25 protein-coding genes are annotated in these 24332 nt (G+C 61.2%); 16 read left to right on the top strand and 9 right to left on the bottom strand.

From position 1 onward, the window contains the following. Positions 1-18: 18 nt before the first annotated feature. The gene (locus tag E4633_RS03595; protein WP_135868886.1) at positions 19-267 is read right to left on the bottom strand and encodes a cytochrome c3 family protein; all 249 of its coding nucleotides are present in this window, start codon (positions 265-267) and stop codon (positions 19-21) included. 206 nt (positions 268-473) lie between these two features. Between E4633_RS03595 and E4633_RS03590 the strand changes: the two genes are divergently transcribed. From E4633_RS03590 to E4633_RS03530, 13 genes are all read left to right on the top strand, one after another. Beyond that, a complete protein-coding gene (locus E4633_RS03590; protein WP_135868885.1) occupies positions 474-1247 on the top strand; it encodes a ParA family protein in 774 nt (257 codons plus the stop codon). Next, positions 1240-2079 carry a ParB/RepB/Spo0J family partition protein gene (locus E4633_RS03585; RefSeq protein WP_135868884.1) on the top strand — a complete coding sequence of 280 codons (840 nt, stop codon included), beginning with the start codon at positions 1240-1242 and terminating at the stop codon, positions 2077-2079. The genes E4633_RS03590 and E4633_RS03585 overlap by 8 nt, the downstream gene beginning before the upstream one ends. 564 nt (positions 2080-2643) lie before the next feature. Beyond that, complete coding sequence (locus E4633_RS03580; RefSeq protein WP_135868883.1) at positions 2644-3069, top strand: F0F1 ATP synthase subunit B family protein; 426 nt, start codon at positions 2644-2646, stop codon at positions 3067-3069. 1 nt (position 3070) lies between these two features. Next, on the top strand, positions 3071-3667 hold the full coding sequence (locus E4633_RS03575; RefSeq protein ID WP_135868882.1) for a F0F1 ATP synthase subunit B family protein: 597 nt from the start codon (positions 3071-3073) through the stop codon (positions 3665-3667). Then, complete coding sequence (atpH, locus tag E4633_RS03570) at positions 3664-4206, top strand: ATP synthase F1 subunit delta (RefSeq protein WP_135868881.1); 543 nt, start codon at positions 3664-3666, stop codon at positions 4204-4206. The genes E4633_RS03575 and atpH overlap by 4 nt, the downstream gene beginning before the upstream one ends. Positions 4207-4215: 9 nt before the next feature. Further along, the gene (atpA, locus tag E4633_RS03565) at positions 4216-5724 is read left to right on the top strand and encodes a F0F1 ATP synthase subunit alpha (protein ID WP_135868880.1); all 1509 of its coding nucleotides are present in this window, start codon (positions 4216-4218) and stop codon (positions 5722-5724) included. A gap of 20 nt (positions 5725-5744) precedes the next feature. Beyond that, positions 5745-6608, top strand: a complete 864-nt coding sequence (atpG, locus tag E4633_RS03560; protein WP_135868879.1) for an ATP synthase F1 subunit gamma — start codon at positions 5745-5747, stop codon at positions 6606-6608. 51 nt (positions 6609-6659) lie between these two features. Further along, positions 6660-8072: a F0F1 ATP synthase subunit beta gene (atpD, locus tag E4633_RS03555; protein ID WP_135868878.1), complete on the top strand. Its 1413-nt coding sequence runs from the start codon at positions 6660-6662 to the stop codon at positions 8070-8072. 94 nt (positions 8073-8166) lie between these two features. After that, complete coding sequence (locus E4633_RS03550) at positions 8167-8583, top strand: F0F1 ATP synthase subunit epsilon (protein WP_135868877.1); 417 nt, start codon at positions 8167-8169, stop codon at positions 8581-8583. A 190-nt stretch (positions 8584-8773) separates the two neighbouring features. After that, entirely contained in the window at positions 8774-10162 is a 1389-nt protein-coding gene (locus E4633_RS03545) for an MATE family efflux transporter (protein ID WP_135868876.1), read from the top strand. A 111-nt stretch (positions 10163-10273) separates the two neighbouring features. Then, the gene (locus E4633_RS03540; protein ID WP_135868875.1) at positions 10274-11308 is read left to right on the top strand and encodes a retropepsin-like aspartic protease; all 1035 of its coding nucleotides are present in this window, start codon (positions 10274-10276) and stop codon (positions 11306-11308) included. Positions 11309-11354: 46 nt separating this feature from the next. Further along, a complete protein-coding gene (locus E4633_RS03535; protein WP_162604931.1) occupies positions 11355-12374 on the top strand; it encodes a DMT family transporter in 1020 nt (339 codons plus the stop codon). Continuing rightward, positions 12374-12661, top strand: coding sequence for a hypothetical protein (locus tag E4633_RS03530; protein ID WP_135868873.1), 288 nt, complete (start codon positions 12374-12376; stop codon positions 12659-12661). Before E4633_RS03535 ends, E4633_RS03530 begins: the two co-directional genes overlap by 1 nt. A gap of 3 nt (positions 12662-12664) precedes the next feature. Here E4633_RS03530 and E4633_RS03525 read toward each other — a convergent pair whose 3' ends face one another. From E4633_RS03525 to E4633_RS03505, 5 genes are read right to left on the bottom strand one after another with little or no spacing between them, the layout of a single operon-like run. Beyond that, the gene (locus tag E4633_RS03525; protein ID WP_135868872.1) at positions 12665-13735 is read right to left on the bottom strand and encodes a protein-glutamate methylesterase/protein-glutamine glutaminase; all 1071 of its coding nucleotides are present in this window, start codon (positions 13733-13735) and stop codon (positions 12665-12667) included. Further along, a complete protein-coding gene (locus E4633_RS03520) occupies positions 13732-14643 on the bottom strand; it encodes an HDOD domain-containing protein (protein ID WP_135868871.1) in 912 nt (303 codons plus the stop codon). Before E4633_RS03520 ends, E4633_RS03525 begins: the two co-directional genes overlap by 4 nt. Before the next feature lie 10 nt (positions 14644-14653). After that, entirely contained in the window at positions 14654-15526 is an 873-nt protein-coding gene (locus tag E4633_RS03515) for a CheR family methyltransferase (protein ID WP_135868870.1), read from the bottom strand. Positions 15527-15536: 10 nt separating this feature from the next. Further along, a complete protein-coding gene (locus E4633_RS03510) occupies positions 15537-17351 on the bottom strand; it encodes a chemotaxis protein CheA (RefSeq protein WP_135868869.1) in 1815 nt (604 codons plus the stop codon). Between the two features lie 42 nt (positions 17352-17393). Further along, positions 17394-17891, bottom strand: coding sequence for a chemotaxis protein CheW (locus E4633_RS03505; protein WP_135868868.1), 498 nt, complete (start codon positions 17889-17891; stop codon positions 17394-17396). A gap of 313 nt (positions 17892-18204) precedes the next feature. On the opposite strand from E4633_RS03505, the gene E4633_RS03500 reads away from it, so the two are divergent. After that, positions 18205-19611: a sigma-54-dependent transcriptional regulator gene (locus tag E4633_RS03500; protein ID WP_135868867.1), complete on the top strand. Its 1407-nt coding sequence runs from the start codon at positions 18205-18207 to the stop codon at positions 19609-19611. Between the two features lie 11 nt (positions 19612-19622). Further along, the gene (locus E4633_RS03495) at positions 19623-20411 is read left to right on the top strand and encodes a lytic transglycosylase domain-containing protein (RefSeq protein ID WP_135868866.1); all 789 of its coding nucleotides are present in this window, start codon (positions 19623-19625) and stop codon (positions 20409-20411) included. Positions 20412-20517: 106 nt separating this feature from the next. Here E4633_RS03495 and E4633_RS03490 read toward each other — a convergent pair whose 3' ends face one another. From E4633_RS03490 to E4633_RS03480, 3 genes are all read right to left on the bottom strand, one after another. Continuing rightward, positions 20518-21015 (bottom strand): ferritin-like domain-containing protein, encoded by a 498-nt coding sequence (locus tag E4633_RS03490; RefSeq protein WP_135868865.1) that lies wholly within the window; start codon positions 21013-21015, stop codon positions 20518-20520. A 96-nt stretch (positions 21016-21111) separates the two neighbouring features. After that, positions 21112-21900 (bottom strand): TatD family hydrolase, encoded by a 789-nt coding sequence (locus E4633_RS03485; RefSeq protein ID WP_135868864.1) that lies wholly within the window; start codon positions 21898-21900, stop codon positions 21112-21114. A gap of 4 nt (positions 21901-21904) precedes the next feature. Then, complete coding sequence (locus E4633_RS03480; RefSeq protein WP_135868863.1) at positions 21905-22618, bottom strand: PilZ domain-containing protein; 714 nt, start codon at positions 22616-22618, stop codon at positions 21905-21907. A gap of 132 nt (positions 22619-22750) precedes the next feature. Here E4633_RS03480 and E4633_RS03475 point away from each other — a divergent pair, with 132 nt between their 5' ends. Further along, positions 22751-24331: a peptide chain release factor 3 gene (locus E4633_RS03475; protein ID WP_135869569.1), complete on the top strand. Its 1581-nt coding sequence runs from the start codon at positions 22751-22753 to the stop codon at positions 24329-24331. Position 24332 lies beyond the last annotated feature (1 nt).

The following is a 24332-nucleotide window of genomic DNA, read 5'->3' as shown; positions in this document are numbered from 1 at the left end:
CAGAACGTAGAACGTCCGTTACTTTTTGTGGCACTCGAAGCAGATCTCTTCGGTCTCGCGGCGCTTGATCTGGGCGGCCTTGTCCTTGGGGACCCCCTTACCCATCAGCTTCTCACCCATCTTGTGACAGTCGAAGCAGTTTCTCCCTTTCAGTGCTTTGTGCATCTTGACCATCGCCGGGTTTTTGCTGTGGCAGACGTTGCATTCGAAGCCATAGGCGGCGCTAGCGCAGAGTGACAGCAGCAGGACGGGAATCAGTTTCTTCATGGGACGGCTCCTTCTTCTTTCAGGTTTCTATCCAGCTTCAGCCCGGGCAGCATAAACCCTTGGCTGTGTGGGCGCCTTGACCAAAGTCAAGGAAGCGGTGGCTTCGCTTCCTGAGAAAACACTTTTCATAGCCACGCCAGTATGGTAGTTTTCCATGCTTTGCATTGTGGGAAAGACTCGGATCATTCACAAATCGAGAAGAAATCATGGCTAAGATCATCTGTGTGGCGAATCAAAAGGGTGGGGTGGGCAAGACCACGACGGCGGTGAACCTGGCAGCATCTCTGGCCGTTGCCGAGCGGCGCGTCCTCCTGGTGGACATGGACCCGCAGGGGAACGCGGGAAGCGGCGTGGGCGCCGACAAGGATGTCCTCGAGGAGAGCATCTACGACGCCCTGATCAACGACGCACCCGCCGCGCGCATCGTGCTGAAGACGGAACTCCCCTACCTGCACCTGTTCCCGGCCACCTCCGACCTCGCCGGCGCCGAGCTGGAGCTCGTGAGCGTGACCGACCGCGAGAGGAAGCTGAAGACGATCCTCGATTCCCTCGCAGGCTCCTACGACTACATCTTCATTGACTGCCCCCCTTCGCTGAACCTTCTGACCATCAACGCGATGACCGCGGCGCACTCCGTGCTGATCCCGCTGCAGTGCGAGTTCTATGCGATGGAAGGGCTTTCGCAGATACTGAAGACCATCAACCTGATCCAGCAGGGGCTGAACAAGTCGCTCGCCATCGAGGGGATCCTCCTCACCATGTTCGACGCGAGGAACAACCTCTCGCGCCAGGTCGGCGAGGAGATCAGGACCCACTTCCCCAGTGAGACCATGCAGACCGTCATCCCGAGGAACGTGAGGCTCTCCGAGGCGCCGTCGCACGGCAAGCCGATCTGCCTGTACGACATCACCTCGAAAGGGGCGACGAGCTACATGGATCTTGCCAAGGAAATAATCGCGCGCGAGGTGCCGCATGGTTAAAAAAATGGGACTCGGCAAGGGGATGGGGGCGCTGCTCCCGGTCGTGGAGGATCACGGCAAGAAGTACTTCTCCTGCCCGATCGAAGAGATCAAGCCGAACAAGGAACAGCCGAGAAAGACCTTCGTCAACGAGAAGCTCGAGGAGCTCGCCGCCTCCATCAGGGAGAAGGGGATCATCCAGCCTCTGGTGGTGGTCAAGAAGGCGGGGCACTACGAGCTGATCGCGGGGGAGCGCCGCTGGCGTGCGGCCCAGAAGGCGGGCCTCAGGGAGGTCCCGGTGGTGATCCAGGACGTCTCCGAGGAGACCGCCCTGGAGATGGCGCTCATCGAGAATATCCAGCGCGAGGACCTAAACGCGGTCGAGGAGGCCGAGGCCTACCACGCGCTTTTGGAGCGTTTCTCGCTTTCCCAGGAGGAATTGGCGAAAAGGGTGGGCAAGGAGCGCTCCACCATAGCGAACGCCCTGCGTCTCTTGCGCCTTCCGGTGGAGATCAAGCGCGACGTTGCCGAGGACTGCATCTCCATGGGGCACGCCCGGGCGCTTTTGACCCTTGAGGACGCCGAGGAGCAGAAGGCGGTGCGCGACGAGATCGTTAAGGGGCACCTGTCGGTACGCGAGACCGAGGCGCTCGTGAAGCGCAGGAAGGCCGGCCCGCCGAAGAAGGCGGCGAAGCCGTCGCTCGATCCGGACCAGAAGGACTTAGTTGAGCGCATGCAGCGCCATTTCGCCGCCAGGGTCGCGCTCAAGCGTTCCGGGCGCGGCGGCAAGCTCGAGATCAGCTTCGGCGATATGAAGGAGTTGACCCGCATCGTGGAGCTTTTGGACCTCTAACGTCTAGCACGCTTGCGTCCTGCTCTTCTTCGCCCTATCCAGCTTCCCCCTTTCGCAAAGGGGGATTCAGGGGGATTCAACTCTGTGGCAACAGGGGGTGCTGTGGCTACCTCGGCTAAATCCCCCCTGCCCCCCTTCGCAAAGGGGGGTGAAGGCCACAACCCAAAAACAGCTCAACCTCTTTCCGTTTCGGGGAGGGGGAATGAGGCAGAGCTTCTTCGTTTTTCCTCAGCAGCACCTGCCGTAACTGTTTCAGATCCACCACCCATTGGGTAGCAATTCCGAACATCGTTCCAAATGTCATACACGATCCTGTCTACAAAACCCGCGCTAACTCACGGTTCACGTCCTTTAGGCCGCTTCCGGGTGGCCCGATTGGTCCAGTGGTACAGCCACAAGACATTGATGTTTGGCCTTGTCGAAGTGTATACAATTCTTCGCGCAAACGGATAAATCGCTTGACACAAAAAGCATTTATGTGATAGCAATCACCTGTTTTGCGCGGACCCCAAACAGAGTCAAAGGCGTATACGCCTTTAAAAATGTTCGAATAGAGGTGGTTTGGTGATCAATTTAGACATCGCATTTGTATTCCAGCTGGTGAACTTCCTGGTGCTGGTACTGCTCCTGAACGTCTTCCTCTATAAGCCGCTCAGGAAACAGCTCGCCGACCGCGCCGCCCAGGTCGCCGGGGCGAAGCAGAAGAGCGCCGAGGTTGACAGGGAGGTCCAGGAGAAGCTGGCCGCTTACGAGGCACGCATGCGCGAGATCCGCGCCGGCGCCGCCGACGAGCGCGGGGCTCTGAAGAAGGAGGCCCAGCAGCAGGAGGCCGCCATCCTCGACAAGGCCCGTGCCGAGGCTACCGAGTCCCTGGCTTCCATCAAGGCGAAGGTTGCCAAGGAGGCGGAGGAAGCACGCCGCATCCTGACCGCCAGCGCCGAGACCCTGTCCGCTGATATCTGTGAAAAAGTTCTGGGGAGGAGCCTGTAGCATGAAGAAACGTACCCTGGTTTATACCCTCTCCGTCAGCGCCCTCGTCCTTGGCCTGGCCGCCGTGGGCTTCGCCCAGGAGGCTGCCGAAGGCGGTCACCACGCGAACACCGGCGCCCAGATGAAGGACTTCATGTGGCGCTGCATCGACTTCGCCGCCCTCGTCGCCATCGCCGTCTGGGCCCTCAAAAAGGCCGACGTGAAGGGGACCCTGGCCGCTCGCCGCGAAGGGATCGAGAAGACCCTCAAGGAAGCAGTCGAGGCGAAGGAAGCCGCCGAGAAGAAGTTCGCCGAGTACTCCCAGCGTCTTGATTCGGCCAACAAGGAGATCGAAGTGATCTCGGCCAACATGAAGCGTGAAGGTGAGCTCGAGAAAGAGCGTATCATCGCCGAGGCTAAAGAGGCCGCCGCCCGCATCAAGGCTCAGGCCGAGGCCGCCGCCGAGCAGGAAGTCCTCAAGGCGAAAGACGAGCTCCGCGCCGAGGCCGCACGCCTCGCGGTCGAACTGGCCGAGCAGAAGATCAAGCAGAACATTGCAAAAGGCGACCAGGACAAGCTGGTGGGCGACTATATCTCGAAGGTGGTGACTCTACATTGAGTACTAACGCTATTGCCAAACGTTACGCCAAGGCACTCGTGCAGATTGGCTCGGAAGCAGGGAGCGTGGAAGGGTTCAACGGCGAACTCGCCCGCTTCAGCGCTGTCCTGACCGACAGCAACGAGCTTTCCGCAATCTTTGCGAACCCTGCCTACGGCATCGAAGAGAAGAAAGAGATCCTCAAGGACCTGGTGGGGAAGCTCTCCATCTCCCCGATGATCTCCAACCTGCTCATGCTCCTCCTCGAGCGCAGCCGCATCTCGGTGCTGCCGCAGATCGCGGAGAGCTACGGCGTCTTCGCCGACGAGCTTTCCGGCGTGATCCGTCCGACCCTCTCCTCCGGGCTGCCGCTCGACGCGGCGCAGGTCGAGGAGATCAAGGGCGCGCTCGCCAAGTCGACGGGGAAAAAGGTTGAACTGAAGGTTGTGGTCGATCCGGCGCTCATCGGCGGCGTGGTCACCCAGATCGGCGATAAAGTCTTCGACGGCTCGGTAAGGACACAGTTAGCTAACATTCAGGATATATTACAGAAGGGGTGAGACGGTTCTATGGAAATCAAAGCGGAAGAAATCAGCGAGATTATCAAGAAGCAGATCAAGGATTACGGCAAAGAGGTGGCGGTAGCCGAAACCGGTACCATCATCTCCATCGGTGACGGTATTGCCCGTATCCACGGTCTTGACAAGGCGATGGCAGGCGAGCTCCTCGAGTTCCCGCACGGCATCACCGGCATGTGCCTCAACCTCGAGGAAGACAACGTCGGCGCCGCGATCCTCGGTGAGTTCTCCGAGATCAAGGAAGGCGACACCGTCAAGCGTACCGGCAGGATCGTCGAGGTCCCGGTAGGCGACGCCCTCGTCGGCCGCGTGGTCGATGCGATCGGTAACCCGATCGACGGCCTCGGCCCGATCAACACCTCCACCTTCGGCAAGGTCGAAGTGAAGGCCCCCGGTATCGTCAAGCGTAAGTCGGTGCATCAGCCGATGCAGACCGGCCTCAAGGCGATCGACTCCATGGTTCCGATCGGGCGCGGCCAGCGCGAGCTGATCATCGGCGACCGCCAGACCGGCAAGACTGCCGTCGCGATCGACACCATCATCAACCAGAAGGGCGGCGACGTGGTCTGCATCTACGTTGCGATCGGCCAGAAGCGCTCCACGGTTGCCCAGGTCGTTTCCAAGCTCAAAGAGCACGGCGCGATGGACTACACCATCGTCGTTGCCGCTACCGCTTCCGAGCCTGCTCCGCTGCAGTTCATCGCACCGTACACCGGCGTAACCATGGGCGAGTTCTTCCGCGATGGCGGCAAGCATGCCCTGATCATCTACGATGACCTCTCCAAGCAGGCCGTCGCATACCGCCAGCTTTCCCTGCTGCTTCGCCGCCCGCCGGGGCGTGAAGCTTACCCGGGCGACGTCTTCTACCTCCACAGCCGTCTCCTCGAGCGTGCGTGCAAGGTATCCGACGAGTGCGGCGCCGGTTCGCTTACCGCTCTGCCGATCATCGAGACCCAGGCGGGCGACGTTTCGGCGTACATCCCGACCAACGTTATCTCGATCACCGACGGCCAGATCTACCTGGAGAGCGACCTGTTCTACTCCGGCGTACGCCCGGCCATCAACGTCGGTCTGTCCGTTTCCCGCGTCGGCGGTTCCGCACAGATGAAGTCGATGAAGCAGGTTGCCGGTACGCTGCGTCTGGCTCTCGCCCAGTACCGCGAGATGGCGGCGTTCGCACAGTTCGGCTCCGACCTCGACAAGGCTACCCAGATGCAGCTCGCCCGTGGCGCACGCCTGGTCGAGATCCTGAAGCAGCCGCAGTACAAGCCGCTCTCCAACGAGAAGCAGGTCCTCGTCATCTTCGCCGCCAACAACGGCTTCGTCGACGACTACCCGGTCAACTCGCTTGGCAAGTACGAGCAGGAACTCTACGCGTTCTTCGACGCAAGGAAGGCGGACCTCCTCGCCACCCTGCGCGACAAGAAGGCCATCGACGACGATCTGAAAGCCCAGATCATCGCCAGCCTCGAGGAGTTCAAGAAGGAATTTACTGCCTAAACCAAGGACGGACTTAGCGAATGGCAAACCTTAAGAGCATCAAGAAACGGATCGTATCCGTAAAAAATACCCGGCAGATCACCAAGGCCATGAAGATGGTCTCGGCCGCCAAGCTGCGTCGCGCCCAGGAGAACGTGGTCGCTGCGCGCCCCTACGCGGGCAAGCTCGCGGAGGTGCTTGAGCGTCTCGCCATGACCCAGGAGTCGGATGCCAATCCGCTCATGGTGAAGCGCGACGGCGGTCGTGCCCTCCTGGTGGTGGTGACTTCGGATCGTGGCCTGTGCGGCGGCTTCAACGCCAACCTCTCCAAGGCCGCAGACCGCTTCATGAAGGAGCGCAAGGGCGACTTCAAGGAAATGACCCTGATGACCATCGGCCGCAAGGGTTACGAGTTCCTGAGGAACCGCCACACGGTCCGCAAACATCACGGCAACATCTTCTCCACCCTCTCCTACCAGACCGCGGCCCTCATCGCCGCCGAGCTGATCGAGGGATACCTGGCGGAGGAGTACGACGAAGTCTTCATCATCTACAACGCCTTCAAGAGCGTCATGACCCAGGACATCACCCTGGAGCAGCTCCTGCCCATCGCACCGAAGGCCGGCGACGAGGACGAAATCGGAACCGAGTACATCTACGAGCCGTCCAAGGGCGCGCTCCTGGACGAACTCCTTCCCAAGCACATCGAGGTCCAGGTCTTCAAGTCCCTCCTCGAGTCGGTCGCCTCCGAGCACGGCGCCAGGATGACGGCGATGGATGCGGCCTCAAAGAACGCCACCGAGATGATCGCCAAGCTCACCCTGATCTACAACAGGGCGCGCCAGGCTGCCATCACGACGGAGCTGATGGAAATCATCTCCGGCGCTGAATCGATCAAGGGTTAACACTTATAAAAATATGTGGCCCTACCGGCCGCAAAAGGAAGAGGTTTAAACATGAGTCAGAACTTCGGAAAAATTTCGCAGGTCATCGGCGCAGTTATCGACGTCGAATTCGAGCCGGGCAAGCTCCCCCCGATCTACCAGGCTCTCAGGGTAACCAACCCCGCGATCGACGATCAGGAGTTCAACCTGGTTCTCGAGGTCGCACAGCACCTGGGCGAGAACGCCGTCAGGACCATCGCAATGGACGGTACCGACGGTCTGGTTCGTGGACAGCAGGTCATGGACACCGGCAAGCAGATCTCCGTGCCGGTCGGCAAGAAGACCCTGGGCCGCATCCTCAACGTCATCGGCGAGCCGGTTGACGAGATGGGTCCGGTAGGCAACGAAAAAGAGTACGGCATCCACCGCGAGGCTCCGCTCTTCGTCAACCAGTCGACCAAGGTCGAGGCGTTCACCACCGGCATCAAGGTCGTCGACCTGCTCGCACCGTACGCAAGGGGCGGTAAGATCGGCCTCTTCGGCGGCGCAGGCGTCGGCAAGACCGTTCTCATCATGGAGCTCATCAACAACATCGCCAAGCAGCACGGCGGCTTCTCCGTCTTCGCCGGCGTCGGCGAGCGTACCCGTGAAGGGAACGACCTCTGGATGGAAATGAAGGAGTCCGGCGTTCTCGACAAGGCCGCTCTCGTGTACGGCCAGATGAACGAGCCTCCGGGGGCACGTGCCCGCGTTGCTCTCTCCGCGCTCTCCATCGCAGAGTACTTCCGTGACGAGGAAGGCCAGGACGTGCTCCTCTTCGTTGACAACATCTTCCGCTTCACCCAGGCGGGTTCCGAGGTTTCGGCGCTTCTCGGCCGTATCCCTTCCGCCGTTGGTTACCAGCCGACCCTGGCAACCGAGATGGGCGAGCTGCAGGAGCGCATCACCTCGACCAACAAGGGTTCCATCACCTCGGTCCAGGCGATCTACGTACCGGCCGACGACTTGACCGACCCGGCTCCGGCAACCGCCTTCGCCCACCTCGACGCGACCACGGTTCTTTCCCGTCAGATCGCCGAGCTCGGCATCTACCCGGCGGTGGACCCGCTCGACTCGACCTCCAGGATCCTCGATCCGCAGGTCATCGGCGACGAGCACTACGGTGTAGCCCGTCAGGTTCAGTACGTACTTCAGAAGTACAAGGACCTCCAGGACATCATCGCGATTCTCGGTATGGACGAGCTTTCCGAAGAGGACAAGCTGGTCGTTGCCCGCGCCCGTAAGATCCAGAAGTTCCTCTCCCAGCCGTTCCACGTTGCAGAGGCCTTCACCGGTTCCCCGGGCAAGTACGTCGAGCTGAAGGACACCATCAAGGGCTTCCAGGAAATCATCGCCGGCAAGCACGACGACCTTCCGGAGCAGGCCTTCTACATGGTCGGCACCATCGAGGAAGCCATCGAGAAAGCTCAGAAGCTCGCGGTGTAATTAATCTGGTACGGCTGAAGGTTTGAGGAAAGGGGAGCGGCTCCGCAAGGTGCCTGTCCCCCTCTCCCTCCCACCTTTGCCTCAAGAGGTTTATATGGCTGAAAAACTGAAGGTTGAACTGGTAACCCCGTACAAGAAGGTCCTCTCCGAAGAGGTCGACGAGATCACCGCGACCGGTGCCCTCGGCGAGTTCGGCGTCCTTCCGGGCCACGCCCCGTTCCTCACCTCGCTGAAGATCGGCGAGCTGGCCTACAAAAAGGACGGCGTGCTGCACCATCTGGCGCTCAACTGGGGCTACTTCGAAGTGGAGAACGACCAGGTAACCGTGCTGGTCGAGACCGCCGAGAGGGCCGACGAGATCGATCTGGAGCGTGCGAAGGCCGCTCTTGGCCGCGCCGAGACCGAGCTCAAGTCGCTCACCTCGGACGACAAGAACTTCCGCATCTACCAGGCCGCCCTCGAGCGTGCCCTGATCAGGGTGCAGGTGGCAGGCAAGGCGGGCGGGCGTTAAGCCTCACGCACACAGCATCAAATGAAAAGAGCGGCTCGTCCGCTCTTTTTTTTTGTCCTGCGAACGGGTAATCTTTAAGCTTTCGGGCTTGGCCCGGCCCGGCGCCCACTGGTCTGACTGGTCTGACTGGTCGGACTGCCGAAGAAAGCCGGCTTGCCCGGACCACCCTGCCGCAATGTACGAGGCCCCAATGCACGACCCCGGCTACGACCTGCTGAAAAACCCGATCCCGGCACTGATCCGCAAGATCGCCCTGCCGACGAGCGTCGGCTATTTCTTCAACACCATGTTCAACGTGGTGGACACCTTCTACGGTGGACGGATCTCCACCGATGCTCTGGCGGCGCTTTCCCTTTCCTTCCCCGTCTTCTTCCTGATCATTGCCATAGGCGCCGGCATCTCCACCGGGGCCACAGCTCTCATCGGCCACGCCCTCGGCGCGGGGGACCGGGAAGGTGCGCGCCACCTCTCCGGCCAGACCGTCTCCTTCGGTCTCGTGCACGGTGTGCTCCTTGCCGTAGTCGGCCTTGCCTTGGCACCCCTGCTCTTCGACCTGCTGGGCGCGAAGGCTGTCGTCAAGGACCTCGCCCTGCAGTACATGAACTGCATCTTCGCCGGCAGTATCTTTTTTCTGGTGAACTACGTTCTGAACGCGATCCTGAACGCCACCGGGGACAGCCGCAGTTTCCGCAACTACCTCGTGCTCGGTTTCTTCCTGAACCTCGCCCTCGATCCTTGGTTCATGTACGGCGGCCTCGGCATCCCCGCCATGGGACTTCCCGGCATCGCGTGGGCCACGGTGCTGGTGCAGGCCATCGGCAACGCCTACATGCTGGTGCGGGTGAAACGCGCCGGCATGCTCTCCCGCTTCAGGCTGCGCGAACTGATCCCTGACCGACATGCCTACGTCATGCTTGCAAAGCAAGGCTTCCCCTCCAGCCTCAACATGATGACGGTAGCGATCGGCATCTTCGTCATCACCTGGTTCGTGGGGCGCTTCGGCTCCGACGCGGTTGCCGCCTACGGCATCGCGACCCGCATAGAGCAGATCGCGCTTCTCCCGGTGATGGGGATGAACGTGGCGACGCTGGCCCTCGTCGCACAGAACAGCGGTGCGCGGCAGTATGAGCGCGTGGTGCTGACCATACGGACCGCGCTGCGCGCCGGCATCATCCTCATGACTTTCGGCACCGCGGCCGTTTTCCTCTTTGCCGGGCCGCTGATGCGGCTTTTCAGCAAGGACCCGAAGGTCGTTGCCATCGGGGTCGGATACCTGCATATCGAGGCGTTCGTCTTCATCGCCTACGTGATCCTCTACACGAGCGTTTCCGTACTGCAGGGGCTGAAGCGCCCTGCTATCCCGCTCGTTATCGGGCTCGCGCGGCAGATCGTCTTCCCGATCCCGGTCTTCTACCTCCTGGCTGATATGCTCGGTCTAGGGCTTTCCGGCATCTGGTTGGGCATCCTGCTCGTTACCTGGGTAGCGGCGCTGGTAATCATGGGGTACGTGGTGCGCCTGGCCGCGGCCATGGACGGCGAAAACCTTGAATTGCAAAAGGCTGACGCGCAAGGAGAGTGATCCGGCCATGGGACCGGACGGTCGGCGCTTATTGCGCTAGAATGTCCTGTCGTCAAGCCGAATGACGGATGCGGTTCATACCACTAGACGCGGCAGGTACGGGTGATCTCCATGGATATCGAGCATCTGTGCGCGGGGATAAAGGAAAGGGTCGCCCTCGAGATGCGGGAAGGGGGGGGCGCGGCGAGTAGGCAGGAGTTGCTCCTAGCTGCCCTTGCCGACATCGGAAACGTGGTGCTCCCGGAACTGGGGAAGGCGCTGGAGCCGAATGAGCGACGCCGTGTGCAGACCGCGGTGCTCGAGCTGCTTGGCGTCGTGGCGATGCCGGTCGCGAGAGCCGGGGATCAAAGGGGCGTCGAAGTGCTCAAATCCCTTGCGGCGGAATGCCCTGATCCCTTGATTGAGAAAAGGCTCTCAGCTTACGCGAAGGAGCTGTCGGGTAAGGCGGTCGCGAGCCAGGAGCGGCGGCACGCGAAAGCATCGAAGTTCGTCGGTGTTGCCCTTACCCTTGGTCTTGTGTCAGCGGGAGGATACCTGTTCCTGCCGGAGGCCACACCGCCGACGACGCGCACCGCTGTCGCGCAGGCGGAGGTCCCGCAGGAGAATGTACAGCGGCAAGGGCAGGGGGGGGCGCAGGGAGCGGGACCTTCACAGGCCGGGGTGCAGGAAGCCGACGGTGGGAAAAGAAGCGCAGTCGAGGCCGCGGCCCCACGTGCGGAAAAGCAGTCCATGGGAGCAGTAACGGCTTTAACCGGTGAAGGAATCACCCGAGTCCGAGTGGTCGATAACCAAGTGCTCGTGCCGGTCATGGTGCGGCAAGGCGGGGCCACGATACGGCTCGAGCTCGTGCTGGATACCGGTGCGACACGGACGGCGCTGCACGAAACAGTTGCCACGAGGCTCCCCCTTGATTTACTCTCTGCGAGGACCGCGCTGGCGGAGCTCGCAGACGGCCGCATGGTCCGCTCCAGGATCGTGAAGGTGGAAGCGCTGACGGTAGGTCCCAACACGCACGGGCCGATGGAAGTGGAGCTCATCTCCTACGGTGGCGCGTCCGGGGTGCATGACGGGCTGCTCGGGATGGACTTCCTGCGCAGGCACCGCTACCAGATCGACATGGAGCACGAGACGATCCGCTGGTTTTAAAGGCAGGGACGGGAGGATTTTTGGAACGGATGGCAGTAATGACCGGGTGGCGGATGTTGGAGTGCACCGCCCGGAAGAAGGGGTGCCGGGGATGAGCGGCACTTTGAAGTCGGTCTATCTGAAGCTTGTTCTTACCACCTTTTTCTGGGGAGGGACCTTCGTGGCGGCGCGCCTTGCGGTCCGTGAGGCACCCCCCTTCTTCGCGGCCAGCAGCCGCTTCGCCATCGCTGCACTCTGCCTGGTGTCTCTCACCGTCTGGCACGCACGCCGCGAGAACCGCAGCTTCCCCGCTCCGAAAACCTTCCGGGAGTTAGCACTCCTTTTCAGCCTGGGGCTCACCGGCATCTTCTGCTACAACGCGGTCTTTTTCACCGGCCTGAAACTCACCACGGCGACAAGCGGCGCGCTCATCGTCGCCATCAACCCGCTCTTGACCGCGGTGCTCTCGGCGCTCTGGCTCAGGGAGCGGGTGAGCCCGACCCAGGCGGCGGGGCTACTCATCTCCCTCCTCGGCGTATCCATCGTCATTTCGAAAGGCTCCTTCGCGGTGATCGCCAACTTCGCCTTCAACAAGGGGGACCTCATCATGCTCGGGGCTCCCCTTTGCTGGGCGCTCTACTCGATCCTCGGCAAAAAGGCGCTCGGCGCCTTCACGCCACTCGCGGCGACGGCTTACGCCGCTCTCTTCGGAACGCTCCTTCTGGTACCCGCGGCCTTGTTGGAACATCTGCTGCTGGGCGGACCGTGGCCGGCATTTTCCTGGGTCGGATGGCTTGCCATCCTGCAGCTTGCCCTCCTCGGTACGGTAATAGGATTCGTCTGGTGGTACCAGGGGGTGGGGCTCATCGGTGCCTCGAGGGCGGCGGTGTTCGTGAACCTCGTCCCGCTTTTCGGTGCGTTGCAAGCCGCGTGGCTCTTAGGCGAGAAGGTGGTGCTGCCGCAACTGTTCGGCGGGATGCTGGTGGTGGCCGGCGTCTATTGGGGCGGACGCGTCAAGGGGAAGAACGAGGGCGAGCCTGCTGCACGTGCGGTCGAACAGGCGGCTGAAGCGGGGCAAGGCTCCTGATGCGTCGAGCGCTGCGCACCCTGCATCTCATCTGCCTCTGCCTGCTGCCGTCAAAGGGGGGTAAAGCGCAACCCGCAGCGATGGGGGAGGAGCGCGAGTGCGAGCCGGGCGAGATCCGTGGGGGGATGGGGCTGTTCCTGGATGGGCGGGGGGAGTTGCGTCTCTTCTTCGCGGAGACAAGGGCGATCGCCGCTCCCTGCCTCTTGTTCCGCCTGAAGCGGGAGGGGTTCTCCCGCTGCAGCGTCACGGTAAAAAAACGCGGCCTCCTGGTGGAGGCCAGGCGTTAGCGTCTAACCTATCTTGCCGATCTCGAAACCGATCTGATCCAGCGGAAGCACCACGTCGGCCACCTTCCCGTCGATGCATGCGCGCGGCATGCCGTAGATCGTCGAGGTTGCCTCGTTTTGCACGAGGGTCAGCCCCCCCTTTTCCTTCAGATGTTTCATCCCCTTGAAACCGTCGTTTCCCATACCAGTCAGGATCACGCCGAGCATGGCGCCGTTGCTTGCGTCGGCGAGCGAGGTGATCATCTGGTCCACCGAGGGGATGTAGATGTACTGCGGGAACTCGCTCGTCGGCGAGGTCTTCACCACGATGTTGTTCCCCTGTTTGACCAGCGTCGTATGCATCCCACCCGGCGCGACCAGCACCTGTCCACCCTTTACGATATCTCCGTCCACGGCCTCCTTGACGGTGAGGGAGCACTTGGCGTTGAGACGCTCGGCGTAGGGGCCGGTGAAGGCCTTTGGCATGTGGATGGCGACGACGATGCCGTGCGGGAAGTTAACCGGGATACGGGAGATGACCTCCTGGAGTGCGACCGGCCCACCGGTCGAGGCGCCGATGCCGACGCAGCCGATGCGACGGTGGGCGAACTGGGAAGGGCGGACCGCCGGCGCCGGGGTGACGCGTTGCACGAGACCCATGCCCGGACGCTTCGGGATACTGCTCACCGAGGCTTCCTGGACCTTTTCAAGAAGCGCCTTCTGGAACACCGCCTGGGCGTCCTTGTTGTCGCTGACGTTCTTGGGGACGTAGTCGAAGGCGCCCGCCTCGAGCGCCTCGAAGGTGGAACGGGCCCCCTCGCAGGTGAGGGTGGAGACCATGATCACCCGGGTGGGCTGCTTCGCCATGATCTGCTTCAACGCGGCGATGCCGTCCATGCGGGGCATCTCCACGTCCATGGTGATGAGGTCGGGCTTGAGGGCGAGTGCCTTGTCGACCCCTTCCATGCCGTCCGCGGCGATGCCGACGATCTCGACGCCGGGGGCCTTGGAGAGGATGCCCCGGATCGCCATGCGCATGAAGGAGGAATCGTCGACGATCAGCACCCTGAGCTTTTTCGGCATTGCTGGCATCATGACGGTTCTGAGGCTCCTATCCCCTGGAAGATCGACTTGACCATGTCCTGGATTTCCGGGACGCGGTCATCGAGCTCGTAGCAGAAACGTTCGACGTCGAGATCGGCGAGGCTCGGGGCGTAAGACCTTAGGATGGCCCAGGCCTTCTCCTCGGCCAGATTGAAGGAGACCCAGGAGGTCCCGCCGTAATCGAGTTGGCGCACCGAGCAGAAGAGGTCGGCCAGGTTGACGATGGCGCAGAGCGTCGGATCGATGGTCGCGTCTTCCGGTGCGTGGTGCAGCGCGATCACCTCGCAGTAGTCGGCCGGGAAGTTCCATTTCTTCGCGATGCAGTAGCCGATCTCGCTGTGGGAGGTGCCGAGGTACTCCGCCTCCTTGTCCACCAGCCGGAAGGGCTGCCCCTTGACGGAATCGAGCAGGGAGCGGAAGGCGTCCTTGCGGTAGAAGGAGAGGAAGACTTCGCCGATGTCGTGCACGATGCCGACGAGGTAGGCCTTCTCGGTGTCCGGATAGCGCACCCGCTGGGCGATGATCTTGGCCACGACCCCCACGCCGAAGGAGTGCTCCCAGAATGAGCGCACGTCGAAGATGCCGTCCCTTCCTTCGAAGACGTCGACGAAGGAGCAGGTAAAGGCGAGCTCGCGGATGTGGCGGAAGCCTAAGTAGATAAGGGCCCTCTTCACCGACTTGATCTCGTTCGCCGGCTTGTAGAGCGGGGAGTTCACCATCTTGATGACTCGTGCCGCGAGGACCTGGTCGGCCAGGATCATGTCGGCCACCTCGTCCAGCTCGACACCGGGGCGGTCCAGGAGCTCGATCACCCGGGTGGCCACGTGCGGGATGGTTGGGAGGTCTACGAAACTCTCGACCATCTCCTGGGCGGTCTGCATCATGGCTTTTTTATCCATCGCATCGTCCTCACTTGTTGTAGGTGAACCCGCCGGGGAAGTGTACGGTCTTGAATTTGTCGTTCACCCCGTGCAGCGACTCGGACTGCCCCACGAAGAAGTAGCCATACGGCTGCAGGTTGTTGTAGAAGTGCTGCACCACCTTGCTCTTCGACGATGTGTCGAAGTAGATCAGCACGTTGGCGCAGAAGATGAAGTCGAAGCTCTTCATGAAGAGCATCTTGTTGTCGTCGTAGAGGTTCAGCTGGCTGAAGGTGGCCAGTTTCTTCACCTCGGGGGAGAGCACGAACCTCCCGGGAGCCTCCTCCTTGAAGTACTTCTTCAGGTAGTAGTCCGGGGTGTTGCGCACCGAGTAGCTGTTGTAGACCCCCTCGCGGGCCTGGGCCAGCACCGTCTCGTTGATGTCGGTCCCGACGATCTCGATGATCCAGTCCTTCAGGAGGGTCTGCCGCTTTTCGAGAAGGATCATCGCCATGGTGTAGGCCTCTTCCCCGGAGGATGAACCGGCGCTCCAGATGCGGAGCTTCTTGAAGCCGATCTTCCCCTTGGCCGCGACGATCTCCGGCAGGAACTTGTTCTCCAGCGCATTCAGCTGGGGCATGTTCCTGAAGAAGCAGGTCTCGTTGGTGGTGATCTCATCGAGGAGCTTTGAGAGTTCACTGCGGCCGGTGGCCGGGCTGCGCACGAACTGGTAGTAGTCCGCATGCGTCTTGCAGCCGGTTCCTTCCATCCTGCGCGCCAGCCTGCTTTCCAGGAAGTACTTCTTGCTGCTGTGGAAGTAGATGCCGCAGACGTTGTATATGTAGTCCCGAAGCTGTTCGAAATCCTTATCGGAAATCTTCGGGGCGCTCTTCGCGTCAAATGGTTTCATGTCTAAGGCCATTGTTGTCCCCTCAGGCTGCCCCGCCCCCGACCAGACCGATCGGGTCCACGATCAGTGCTACCCTGCCGTCTCCCATGATGGTCGAACCGCCTATCCCGGGGAGGTTGGCCAGGAACTTGCCAAGCGACTTGATCGCGACCTCCTGCTGCCCGAGGAGCCTGGTCACGATCAGGCCGATTCTTTTTTCGGCTACGCCGACGATTACCACGTAGCAGGTGTCGCGCTCCGAGTAGACTTCGCTGACGCCGAAGGCCTGCTGCAGGCGCAAAAGCGGAAGCACCGAGTCCCTGAGTTTGAGCACCTCCTGACCGCCGATCATGTGGAATTCCTTCTTGCTCACCCGCATGGTCTCGATGACCGAGGCGAGCGGGATCGAGTAGACCTCACCCTCGACCTCGACCAAGAGCGACTGGATGATGGCCAGGGTAAGCGGCAGTTTCAGGATGAACTCACTGCCGTGGCCGAGCTCGTTCTTGATCTCGATGATGCCGTTCAGCTTCCTGATGTTGGTGCGCACCACGTCCATGCCGACGCCGCGCCCTGAGAGGTCGGTCGTCTGCTCCTTGGTGGAGAAGCCGGGGAGGAAGATGAGGTCGAGGATTTCGCGGGTCCCCATGGCAGCCACCTGCTCCTCGCTGACGAGCCCCTTGTCGATCGCCTTCCTCGCGATCCTGTCCGGGTTGATGCCGCGGCCGTCGTCCTTGATGCTGATGACGATCTGGTTTCCCTCGTGGGCGGCGGAGAGTACCACGGTGCCGGTACGTCCCTTGCCGGCGGCGAGGCGTTCGTCGGGAGTCTCCAGGCCGTGGTCCAGCGCGTTACGGATCAGGTGGATGAGCGGATCGCCGATCTCGTCGACGACGGAGCGGTCCAGTTCGGTCTCCTCACCGTAGATGATGAGGTCCACTTCCTTGCCGAGGTCGCGGGCGAGGTTCCTTACGATGCGCGGGAACTTCTTGAAGACCTTCTCCACCGGAAGCATGCGCATCTTGAGGACCTGCATCTGCAGTTCCGAGGTGACGAAGTTGAGCCTTTTGGATAGCTTGCCGAAATCGTCCCCGAAGCCGGTGGGGTCCAGACCGGTCTGGAAATCGCTGTGGAGCTGGATCATGCGGTTTCTCTCCAGCACCAGCTCGCCCACCTGGTTCATCAGGTCGTCGAGACGCTTCACGTCGACCCTGACCGTGGAGTTGTCGGCAAGATCCTCCCCCCCCTTGGGAGGGGCGGGTTTGGACGATTCCTTAACCGGCTGCGGTTTCGGCTGCGGCGGAGGAGCCGCCTGCTGTGGAGCTGCCGCCTGGGGTGCCGCCGGCTGAGGCTCAGCCGCCGCGGGTTCGGTCACTGGCTCCGGCTCGGCCGCAGAGGAGGGGGCTGCAGGTGCGCTACCCTCCTTGGGCGCGAACACGGGGGCGAGAACGGTCGCCTCGACCGCGTTCTCGGAGAGATACGGGATCAGTTTGTTGATGGTTCCCTCGAGGTCCCGCTCGACGATCTCGCCCGCCTTTATGTCGGCTACGAGGGTCTTCACCAGGTCGACCGCCTCGAGGATCACGTCCATGATCTCCGGGTTCAGTCTGAGCTCGACCTTGCGCAGGCGGTTCAAGACGTCCTCGGTCTTGTGGGTGACCTTGACGAGCATGTCGAAGCCGAGGAAGCTGGAGGCCCCCTTCACGGTGTGGATGGAGCGGAAGATCCGGTTCATCAGATCCGCGTCTTCCGGACTCTTCTCCAGGGTGATCAGGTCGTCGTCTAGTTTTTCCAGGAGTTCGGTGGTTTCGGCTAGGAAACCGTCAAGTAGCTCCTGATCTTCGCAATCTATGGCCATGTTGCGCTCCGGGAAGGGGAAACCGTTTCCCCTGTTGGTGCCTTATCCTACGTTGGTGAACAGCCGCCTCTCGTCGGCGGTGAACATCTTCTCCAGGTCGAGCAGGACCAGGAGCCGGTTAGCCTGGTTGATGACGCCGGCCATGCACTCCTGCTCGATGCCGCTGGAAACGACAGGGGGGGGAGGCTGGATCTCTTTTTCCGAGATGCGGATGACCTCGGAGACCTCGTCAACGATGAAGCCCATCAGCTCACCCACCACCTCCATCACCATGATGCGGGTGCGCTTGTCGTAGTCGTTCTCCATGAGATCGAACTTCTTGCGCAGGTTGATGATGGGAATGACCTTGCCGCGCAGGTTGATGACCCCTTCCACGTAGTGCGGCGTGTTCGGGACGCGGGTGATGTTGAGCATCCGGATGATCTCACGCACCATCAGGACGTTGATCCCGTACTCTTCCTTCTCGAGGTTGAAGCTCACCAGTTGGATCAGCTCGCCCCCGTACTCTTCGCTCTTTACCTTAGTGAGTGCGGTCTCCATGGACCCTCCGTCTGCGCTGAAATCTCTACGGGCGCGGGCGCCCGCCATACTGTGCTAATCGGCCATGCCGGATAAAGGTTGAATATTTTTTTTCTCTAACGAATTCAGGCGACTTCTTCTGCAAAGGCCCGTCCCGAGCGGTCCGGCCCATGGTAGTTGCCGTCCCGACACCCCTGTCAGCAAAAAATTGACATGGGTGACTTCCCTGGCAAGTCATTTAATTGACATTGGGGGGAGAACTCGCTATAGTTTCGATCGGACCGTTTTTGTATCGGCTTATTTCGAGGCAACTTTAACGAAATCCGGGGAAATGATGGAAACGCCGAAAATACTGATAGCAGATGATGATAAGAAAACCAGGGACTTCGTGGCCGCTTTCCTGAGCTACAAGGGGTACCAGGTTTACCAGGCCTTTGATGGGCAGGATGCCCTGCAGAAGATAGAAACGCACGACGTGCAGATGGTCATCACGGACATCATGATGCCGCGGGTGAACGGACTGGAGTTCATCCGGCAGCTGAAGTCGCTCCGTCCGGAGATTGTCACCATAGCCTACAGCGCCTTCGCCAATAACGAGATGACGGCTAATCTCCTGAAGGCGGGGGCTTTTTTCTATCTGGAAAAACCCTTTAACCTTGAGGAGTTGGAGACGCACGTCAAGCGCGGTCTCGAGCACCAGGCGCTGCAGAGCAAGAGCTTCCGGTCCAAGCCTTGCATAAAGAACAGGGCACTTCTCAACAACATCATCGGGGAAAGCGAGAAGATGCTCTCGCTCTTCGAGATGATCGAGAAGGTCGCCACCTCCGATTCCACCGTGCTGATCCAGGGTGAGTCGGGGACCGGCAAGGAGCTGGTGGCGCGAGCCATCCATGACCTCTCCAACCGCTCGGACAAGAACTTCGTCGCCCTCAACTGTGCGGCGATCCCGGACGAGCTTCTGGAGAGCGAGCTCTTCGGCCACGTGAAGGGGTCCTTCACCGGTGCCGTCGCCACTCGCGTCGGTCGTTTCGAGATGGCCGACAAGGGTACCCTGTTCCTGGACGAGATCGGGGACATGAAGGCGAACCTCCAGGTCAAACTGCTGCGCGTGCTGCAAAGCCGGGAACTGGAGCCGGTGGGTTCCACCCGCTCCAAAAAGGTGGACGTGAGGATCATCGCCGCCACCAACCAGAACCTGGACCACATGGTGGCGTCGAAAGAGTTCCGCGAGGACCTGTATTACCGGCTCTCGGTGATCCCGATCATGCTCCCCCCTCTGCGGGAGCGCGGCGCAGACATCCCGCTGCTTTTGAACAGCTTCCTGGAGAAGTTCAACCGGAGCAAGCAGCGCAAGGTGCAGGGTTTTGACAAGCAGGTCATGGAGATACTGGGGAGCTACGACTGGCCCGGCAACGTCCGTGAGCTGGAAAACTTGGTCGAGCGCCTGGTGATCATCAAGGGGAGCGGGGTGATCAACATCCACGACCTTCCCGAGAAGTACCGCGGCGGTCGCAGCACCCCGGCGGTGCACGGCGAGCACATGATCAACCTCCCCGACGACGGTTTCTGCCTGAACAGCGCCGTCGAGGAGTTCGAAAACCGGCTGATCCTGCAGGCTCTGGAGCGAAGCGGCGGTAACAAGAAGGAAGCCGCCGAGCTTTTGAACCTGAAGCGGACCACGCTGATCGAGAAGCTGAAGAAGAAAAAACTGGTCTACGGGGAGCATCCGGTTTCCCCGTAACAGGGGGGCTGATGTCGATAAATCCGGTAACCACGGCGCCTGGCGGCGTCGAAGCAACCAAGAAGGGGATAGCCGCGTCCGGGAATACGAGCGCGACTGTTCCGTTTGAGGAGATGCTGGCATCGAAAACGTCCGGAGGCGAGGTGACGGCGGAAGCGGCGGCCGAAGTGTTGCGCCTCAAGATGCTGAGTTCCGCCCTCGATATCGGCAGTGATGCTAATGCGCCTGCGGCGCCGTCCCGTTCCGTGAACGTGCAGGGGCTGTTGAATCGGTTCCTTGAGCAGCTCCCATCCGGGAGTGTAGCGGCCGGGGGTGGGGAGCCCGCAGTCGACCAAGGTCCCGAGGGGGCCTTCCAGGCGCAGCAATCAAATTTCGCGGCCGGACGTCTGCCGGAGGTGCCGGTTTCCGGTGCGGACAGCGGCACGGATGCGATCATAGATAAGGCAAGCAGGCGTTACGGGGTAGACAGTGGGCTGATCCGGGCCGTTATTAAGGCCGAGAGCGGCTTTAACCCGCGGGCCGTGAGTTCCGCCGGTGCGCAGGGGCTTATGCAGCTGATGCCCGCCACCGCGCGCGGGCTGGGTGTCACCGACCCCTTTGATCCCGAGCAGAACGTCATGGCCGGGACCCGGTTTTTGAAAGACATGCTGCAGCGGTACAACGGCAACGTGGATGAGGCACTGGCCGCCTACAACTGGGGCCCCGGCAATGTTGACCGTCACGGCACCGAGAGCCTCCCACGCGAGACGAGGGGGTACCTGGCGAAGGTGAAAGGGTACTACGCCCAGTACGTGGCCTAGAAGCTGAGTCTTAACAGCAAGCCGAGGCCGGTAAAAAAAGAAAGCCTCCGCACCAAAGGGTGCGGAGGCTTTCTTTTGACTGCACTTGCCCTTCGGGCGCCTTTTCTTACTCCCTCACGTAGATGTTCTGATCCGAGCTGTGCACCATGGTCATGACGCGCATGTACTCGTCCTCGATCATGTCATAGTGCCCCTGAGTCTCCTTGATCACCGTTTCGAATACCTTGCGCACCAGCGGGTCCACCACGTCCTTCACCAGGATGGTGTAGAAGTCGATACAGGCCTTCTCCTCCTTGAGCGCGATTTCCAGCGCCTTCTGCTCGTGGCTGTCGGCTGCGATCGCCTGCTCCAGGGCGAGGTGGGTAGCCGACTGCTTGTCCGGCGGCGAGGCGATGTAGGTGTCGATGTCACCCAGGTCGCCTCCGCGGTAGTAATCGAAGAAGGCCTTCAGGTGATTGACCTCTTCGCCGGCCAGAAGGTCGAAAACCTTCTTCGATCTTTCGTCCTTGCTCACCGAAGCCGCGCGCCGGTAGAAGTCCATGCTCTCCTTCTCGGTCTTGATCGCCAGCTTCAATGCTTCCTGCAGTGTGTACTCCTTGAACATGGCTGCACCTCCGTAGGCTTCAGTGGGATTGCTTGGCAAAGAGTATATCGAAGGGACCGGGGAGGTCAAATACCCGAAAAAACGAGTGAATACAGCCTAATGTCTGGGGCGGGGGCGCAGGGAGTGGTCGAGCTTGAAGAGCCGCCTGGCGTTTTCCGACGTAATGCGGGCGAGTTCCTCGACCGGAATGTCACGGATCTGTGCGACCCGCCGCGCCGTGGCCAGGAGATGGGCGGGAACGTTCACCTCCCCACGATGGGGCTCCGGCGAGAGGTCCGGCGCATCGGTCTCGAGCAGTAGCCACTCAAGGGGGACGGCGGCCGCGACGTCGACCGGTCGCCTGGCGTTCAGGTAGGTGACGGTGCCGGAGAGGGAGATGTGCAGCCCGAGCCGCAGGCAGGTCATAGCCGTCTCGACGCTGCCGGAAAAGGAGTGCATCACGCCGCCGTAGGCCTGGATCCCCGCTGCCCTGATTATGGCGAGCAGGTCGTCGAAGGCCCGGCGGCAGTGCAGCAGCACGGGGAGCCCTGCTTCGCGGGCGATCTCCAATTGAGCCCGGAAGGCCTCCTGTTGCATTTTGCGGGATGGCGAAGGGAGCAGGTAATCGAGCCCGATTTCTCCGATGGCCGTGGCGAAGGGAGCGTAGCGTCTGAGTTCCGAGAGGGTTGTGGGGGTGAGCTGGTCGGCGTGCATGGGGTGTACGCCGTAGGCGGGTAGGGCCTGGTGGTAGCGAAGGGCGAGTGTTTCGATCTCCGGCCAGCCTTCCGGGGCAACGCCCGGGACCAGGAAGGCGGTCACACCGGCGTGTTCCGCCTCCGGGATGAGCGTGTCGAGGCGGGGCCGGAGTCGCGGGTCATCCAGGTGGCAGTGGCTGTCAAAAAACATGGAGTCAGGTGGTGACGCCGGGGTGATCCTTGAGCTCCTTGATGATCTCCACCTGGCGCTGGAATATGTACTGGGAGATGTTGAGTTCCTCGGAACGCGTGGGCGCTATTTCAAAGACGAGCCGGCAGCTGCCGTCCCTCTCGAACACCTTTAAAAGCGATGCCGCGATCACGATGGTACCGGTAGGAAGGGCGATGGACAGTTCCCCTTTCTGGCTCAGGGGAAGACCGGGGTTGCGTTCGACGTCCATGGTCATGCCGGTGAGCGACATGTCGTGCAGCTTGCCACGCACCGTCGCTTCAAGTTCCGGTGCGGCGAACCAGGCCTTGATGGTTACCCCAAGCTGCACGCGCACCGACATACGGCGGTCGGCGCGGACCAGCGTGTAACCCGGATTGGACAGGATGACCCGTGATTTCTCTACATTTACGTAGGTCACCGAGGCGACCACATCCCGGCGGAAGTGGCTGCTCTTCAGTACGGTCAGCTTTTCCTGTGCTATGACAACGGCCTGTACCTGGTGCACCAGAAGTTCGGCGTCATTTTCTTCGATGGTGAGGACTTCCGCACCGTAGCTTACCGGGACTTCACGGTAGAAGTTGAGGAGCCTGAGGTCGTTTTTCAGCTTGCCGGAGCGGATGGCGGCCAGAGTCGCGAGGATCTCGGCTCGGTCACGCTGCTCGTCGGCAAGTTGCAACCTCTGGTAGTTGTCGTTCATGGTCGGTTCCGCCCGAAAAAAGTTATTGCTCTTTAGGCGCTTGCTGTGCAATTATGCCACGTTGTAGCGCTTGGCGAAGATACCCTCTTCGCCTTTCGTTTGTCCAGAGAATTTTAACGGGAGTTTAAGTTGATACGGTACCACGAACAAGAGATAGAGAAGCGGCGCACCTTCGCCATTATCAGTCACCCGGACGCCGGTAAGACTACCATAACCGAGAAGCTGTTGCTGTTCGGCGGTGCCATCCAGCAGGCGGGCGAGGTCCGGGCGAGAAAGTCGGCGCGGCATGCCACGAGCGACTGGATGGAGATGGAAAAACAGCGTGGCATTTCGGTCACTTCTTCGGTCATGAAGTTCACCTACCGCGACTTCGAGATCAACCTCCTGGACACCCCAGGCCACAACGACTTTTCCGAGGACACCTACCGCACCCTGACCGCGGTTGACTCGGTGCTCATGGTCATCGACTCCGTGAAGGGTGTCGAGAGCCAGACGAAGAAACTCCTCGAGGTCTGCCGCCTGCGCAACACCCCGATCATGACCTTCATCAACAAGCTGGACCGTGAGGGGCGCGAGCCGCTCGACCTGCTCGACGACATCGAGAGCACCTTGAAGATCCAGTGCGCGCCCATGACCTGGCCCATCGGGATGGGAAAACGCTTCCGCGGCACCTACCACCTTTACACCAAGGAGATCACCTTCTACGACCCCGAGGCGGACCGCGGCGTCGGGGAGGTCATCACGGTGAAGGGTCTGGAAGACCCGCTTCTTGACGAGCTGCTGGGGAGCCAGGTGGAGGAGTTGCGTAACGACGTCGAGCTCCTGGAAGGAGCGGCGCACCCGTTTGACGCCGAGGCCTACTTGGCCGGGAAACAGACGCCGGTCTTCTTCGGCTCCGCCATCAACACCTTCGGCGTGCAGCAATTGCTCGACTCCTTCGTGGAGAACGCGCCGTCGCCGCTGCCGCGCGAAGCCACCACCCGTACCGTCTCCCCCTACGAGGAGCCGTTCACCGGGTTCACCTTCAAGATCCAGGCGAACATGGACCCGGCGCACCGCGACCGCATCGCGTTCTTCCGCATCTGCTCCGGCAAGTTCGTGCGTGGCATGAAGGTGAAGCACCTGCGTCTTGGCCGCGAAGTCCAGATCTCCAACGCCACCATCTTCATGGCCCAGGACCGCACCAACGTCGACGAGGCCTACGCGGGCGACATCATCGGCATCCACAACCACGGCACCATCAAGATCGGCGACACCTTCACGCAGGGTGAGGATCTCAAGTACACCGGTATCCCGAACTTCGCACCGGAGCACTTCCGTAAAGTACGCATCCTGAATCCGCTCAAGTCGAAGTCCCTGGAGAAGGGGCTCGTGCAGCTCGCCGAGGAGGGGACCACCCAGGTCTTCCGCCCCCTGATGGGCGCCGACTGGATCGTGGGCGCGGTGGGTATGCTGCAGTTCGACGTGGTCATGCATCGCCTCGAGCACGAGTATGGCGTCAAGGCGACCTACGAGCCGGTCTCCTACGTCACCGCCCGCTGGGTCACCGGCGATAGGAAGAGGCTCGACGAGTTCCAGAAGAAAGAGGCGATGAGCCTCTACCTGGACGGAGAAGGGAACCTTGCGTACCTTGCCGGGAGCCAGTGGCGCCTGGACAACACCATGGAGAACTGGAAGGACCTAAACTTCCACGCCACCCGCGAGCACAGCTAAA

It is taken from the genome of Geomonas terrae (assembly GCF_004791675.1).
GTDB lineage: Bacteria > Desulfobacterota > Desulfuromonadia > Geobacterales > Geobacteraceae > Geomonas > Geomonas edaphica.
This window is presented reverse-complemented; position numbering and strand designations above follow the sequence as displayed.

Coding starts and splice junctions, on each gene's coding strand:
- atpA (WP_135868880.1), top strand. CDS start 4,216: ATGGAAATCAAAGCGGAAGAAATCAGCGAGATTATCAAGAAGCAGATC.
- E4633_RS03485 (WP_135868864.1), bottom strand. CDS start 21,900: ATGTTTTTTGACAGCCACTGCCACCTGGATGACCCGCGACTCCGGCCC.
- E4633_RS03590 (WP_135868885.1), top strand. CDS start 474: ATGGCTAAGATCATCTGTGTGGCGAATCAAAAGGGTGGGGTGGGCAAG.
- E4633_RS03550 (WP_135868877.1), top strand. CDS start 8,167: ATGGCTGAAAAACTGAAGGTTGAACTGGTAACCCCGTACAAGAAGGTC.
- E4633_RS03500 (WP_135868867.1), top strand. CDS start 18,205: ATGGAAACGCCGAAAATACTGATAGCAGATGATGATAAGAAAACCAGG.
- E4633_RS03575 (WP_135868882.1), top strand. CDS start 3,071: ATGAAGAAACGTACCCTGGTTTATACCCTCTCCGTCAGCGCCCTCGTC.
- atpG (WP_135868879.1), top strand. CDS start 5,745: ATGGCAAACCTTAAGAGCATCAAGAAACGGATCGTATCCGTAAAAAAT.
- E4633_RS03595 (WP_135868886.1), bottom strand. CDS start 267: ATGAAGAAACTGATTCCCGTCCTGCTGCTGTCACTCTGCGCTAGCGCC.
- E4633_RS03490 (WP_135868865.1), bottom strand. CDS start 21,015: ATGTTCAAGGAGTACACACTGCAGGAAGCATTGAAGCTGGCGATCAAG.
- E4633_RS03505 (WP_135868868.1), bottom strand. CDS start 17,891: ATGGAGACCGCACTCACTAAGGTAAAGAGCGAAGAGTACGGGGGCGAG.
- atpD (WP_135868878.1), top strand. CDS start 6,660: ATGAGTCAGAACTTCGGAAAAATTTCGCAGGTCATCGGCGCAGTTATC.
- E4633_RS03495 (WP_135868866.1), top strand. CDS start 19,623: ATGTCGATAAATCCGGTAACCACGGCGCCTGGCGGCGTCGAAGCAACC.
- E4633_RS03585 (WP_135868884.1), top strand. CDS start 1,240: ATGGTTAAAAAAATGGGACTCGGCAAGGGGATGGGGGCGCTGCTCCCG.
- E4633_RS03540 (WP_135868875.1), top strand. CDS start 10,274: ATGGATATCGAGCATCTGTGCGCGGGGATAAAGGAAAGGGTCGCCCTC.
- E4633_RS03510 (WP_135868869.1), bottom strand. CDS start 17,351: ATGGCCATAGATTGCGAAGATCAGGAGCTACTTGACGGTTTCCTAGCC.
- E4633_RS03530 (WP_135868873.1), top strand. CDS start 12,374: ATGCGTCGAGCGCTGCGCACCCTGCATCTCATCTGCCTCTGCCTGCTG.
- E4633_RS03525 (WP_135868872.1), bottom strand. CDS start 13,735: ATGATGCCAGCAATGCCGAAAAAGCTCAGGGTGCTGATCGTCGACGAT.
- E4633_RS03515 (WP_135868870.1), bottom strand. CDS start 15,526: ATGGCCTTAGACATGAAACCATTTGACGCGAAGAGCGCCCCGAAGATT.
- E4633_RS03520 (WP_135868871.1), bottom strand. CDS start 14,643: ATGGATAAAAAAGCCATGATGCAGACCGCCCAGGAGATGGTCGAGAGT.
- E4633_RS03545 (WP_135868876.1), top strand. CDS start 8,774: ATGCACGACCCCGGCTACGACCTGCTGAAAAACCCGATCCCGGCACTG.
- E4633_RS03480 (WP_135868863.1), bottom strand. CDS start 22,618: ATGAACGACAACTACCAGAGGTTGCAACTTGCCGACGAGCAGCGTGAC.